We start from the raw sequence: 3,434 nt of genomic DNA on the forward strand, positions 1-3,434 counted from the left end.
CCGAGTTCCCGAGCCCCCTGACAGGCGGCGGTGGGATCGCGATGATGAACGCTTCCTGGATCTGTTGAAGACGGCCGAACAATTGACCTATGATCGCGCCGCCCGACAGACCATTCGCGACGCGCTCGTCGAACGGCTTGAACCGCGCAAAAATTGCCGCAGCGTTGGACGCATTGGTGAAGGTCGCTCCGGAAAAACCGGCAAACGCGACCGCGTCCTGAACGCCGGGTGTTTCCTGCATGATCTTGGATGCTCTCTGCACGACAGCATCCGTTCGGGAGAGAGACGATCCTTCCGGCAACTGGATTACGACGATGGCATAGCCTTGATCGAGCGTCGGGATGAAGCCGCGCGGCACGACATTCGCGATCCAGACCGTCCCGGCGATCAAACCGACATAGATCGGCAGCACGATGAATTTGCGCCTGACGATACCGCCAACCGCCCGTGCGTAGCCGCCCGACATCGTCTCAAAGCCGCGATTGAAACCGTTTGCGCCCCATTTCGCCGCCCTTGTGATTGGATTTCGCGGCTTCTCGTCAGTGTGCGGCTTCAGCAGGAAGGCGGCCAGGGCCGGAGACAACGTGAGCGAATTGAACGCCGAGATGATCGTCGATACGGCGACCGTCAATGCAAACTGCCGGTAGAACTGCCCGGAGATGCCGGGAATGAACGCCGTCGGGATGAACACCGCGCTCAACACGAGCGCGATGGCGATGACGGCGCCACCGACTTCATCCATCGTTCTGTGGGCCGCTTCGCGCGGGCTGAGACCAAGCGCGATATTGCGTTCGACATTCTCCACCACCACGATGGCGTCGTCGACGACGATACCGATGGCGAGCACCATGCCGAACAAGGTGAGCGTGTTGATCGAAAAGCCGAGCGCCGCCATGACGGCGAACGTTCCGATCAGCGAGACCGGAATGGCGACGATCGGTATGAGTGCCGTGCGCCACGATTGAAGGAAGACGATCACGACGATGACGACGAGGAGGACCGCTTCGAACAGCGTCTTGTAGACCTCCTTTACGCTGTCGGCGATGAACTCGGTCGGGTTGTAAACGATCTCGTAGTCTATTCCGGGCGGAAAGGACTTCTTCAGGTCTTGCATCGTCGCAATGATCGAATCCGATGCAGCGAGCGCGTTCGTTCCGGGCCGCTGAAAGATGGCGAGTGCCACGGCCGGCTTGCCATTGAGATAGGAATTCGTGACGTAATCCTGTGCGCCGAGTTCGACACGAGCGACATCCTGTAACCGGACGAGCCGCCCGTCCTCCGTCGCCCGTACGATGATCTGTCGGAACTGCCTGGGATCATCGAAACGGCCCTGAGTCTTCACGACGAGCTGAAAGGCATTGTCGCTCGGGGTCGGCTCCGCCCCAAGGGAACCGCCGGATACCTGGATGTTCTGCTCCTGCACGGCACGCACGACGTCGCCTGACGTCATGCCGAACGCTGCGAGCTTTTCAGGATCGAGCCAGATGCGAAGGCTGTATTGCCGCTCGCCGAACAGGATGAGATCGCCTACGCCGTCCAGGCGCAGGAGAACATCGCGGATGTTGTTGCGCGCGTAGTTCGATACGTAGAGCTGGTCGTAGGTGTCATCCGGCGACAGCATATGAACGACCATCATGAGGTCGGGAGAGCTCTTGAGCGTCGTCACGCCGAGCGTACGAACTTCCTGCGGCAGGCGCGGCGTCGCGATGGCGACACGGTTCTGAACGAGCACCTGTGCGTCGTCGAGGTTCGTTCCCAGTTTGAAGGTGATGGTCAACGCCATTGATCCGTCCGACGTCGAGTAGGAGGACATGTAAAGCATGTCTTCGACGCCGTTGATCTGTTGCTCGAGCGGCGTCGCAACGGTCGCAGCGACAGTCTGCGCGTCCGCTCCGGGATAGCTCGCTCGCACCACGATCGTAGGCGGTGCGATCTCGGGATATTGGGCGACGGGCAAGGTCGTATAGGCGATGCCGCCGACCAGAAGCAGGACGATCGACAACACTGTCGCAAAGATCGGACGATCGACGAAGAAATGAGCGAACCTCATCGTGCGGATTCCTCAAGTTGTCGAATTAAGATCCGTTGCGTTCCCGGATCGGCGGAAGGGTCGCCATCTGCGGCGTGACCTTCACGCCCGCGCGAACGCGCACGATACCGTTGATGACGATGGTCTCGTCCCCTTTGAGCCCTGAACGGATCACACGATATCCGTCGATGCGCGGTCCAATCCGGACGGGGCGCATAGACACGACGTTGTCGTCACCAACGACGAAGACGACACGCCGGTCCTGATCGCTGCCGACAGCTTCGTCCGGCACCAATACGCCCTTGTAGGGATCCGAGCCGCTGATGCTGATCCGTCCGAAAAGTCCGGGTTTGAGGAAGAAGTCCTTGTTCTCGAAGATGGCGCGCGCCCGAATGGTTCCGCTTGCGGCATCAAGCCTGTTGTCGAGAAAGTCGAGATGACCCTTGCGGCGGGGCAATGTCTCATCCGTCATCGTCAACTGAACTTCGTTGGCCACCGTCGGTGTCGACGTCTGCGTGCCACCGGACGATTGCCGTGTATAGGCGAGGTAAGAACGCTCATCGACGTCGAAATAGAAGTGGATCGGATCCATCGACACGATGTTGGTCAGAACGGTCTGGTTCGCGAGGATCAGATTTCCCTCGGAGATCAGCTTTCTTGAAATCCGGCCTGCAAGCGGTGCCTTGATCTCGGTGAATTCCAGGTCGAGCCTCGCCTGTCGCAGAGCGGCCTGAGCTCTATCGAGTTCCGCCCGCCCCGTGAGATAGGTCGAGCGGCGCTGGTCGAGGACCTGATCCGAAATATTGCCCGAGCGCCGGAGGGCTTCGGCCCGATCGAGATCGCTCGATGCAAAATCGACCCTCACCTGGGCTGATGCGACAGTCGCCTCGGCTTGTTCCAACGCCGCTTGGTACGGCCGCTTGTCGATCGTAAACAGCGGCGTTCCGACTTCGACGATGGCGCCGTCCTGGAAGTGAACCTTGTCGAGATAGCCGGAAACGCGGGCACGAATGTCGACCTGATTGATGGCCTCGAAGCGGCCGATGAAATCATCCCATTCCGTGATTTCCTTGACCACAGGCTTCGCCACCGTAACGGTCGGCGCCGTCGGGGCCTGCGCCGAGCCGGCTGTGGTGAGGACGATGAATGCCAGGCAACTCGCAAAACCCGTGAGCCGAAGTGACGCCATGACGACCTCCAGAAGACAGCGCGGTTCGCTACCGAAGGAGAACTATGGCTATGGAATCGGGAAGTGGCAAATGCTTCGCGCGGCTAATATGCCTATCATTGCGGCGGGCGGATATCAGTCCTGCATCCTTCGCAGAGGTACCACTTGCCCGGCTGGCAAGCACGGCAGCACAATTCTCGACGCGCGAACCGCATCGCAGAACACCGTGTTGCGCGC

2 protein-coding genes are annotated in these 3,434 nt (G+C 60.1%); both read right to left on the reverse strand.

The features are described from left to right. Positions 1 to 2,050: efflux RND transporter permease subunit (locus tag AC1DT3_RS15465; protein WP_477466133.1), on the reverse strand; the 2,050-nt coding region annotated here is incomplete at its 3' end. 25 nt (positions 2,051 to 2,075) lie between these two features. After that, the gene (locus AC1DT3_RS15470; RefSeq protein ID WP_477466134.1) at positions 2,076 to 3,218 is read right to left on the reverse strand and encodes an efflux RND transporter periplasmic adaptor subunit; all 1,143 of its coding nucleotides are present in this window, start codon (positions 3,216 to 3,218) and stop codon (positions 2,076 to 2,078) included. Positions 3,219 to 3,434 lie beyond the last annotated feature (216 nt).

This window comes from Microvirga sp. P4_G7, assembly GCF_056401005.1.

Excerpts from the sequence above, each read along its gene's own strand:
- AC1DT3_RS15470 (WP_477466134.1), bottom strand. The coding sequence starts at position 3,218 with ATGGCGTCACTTCGGCTCACGGGTTTTGCGAGTTGCCTGGCATTCATC.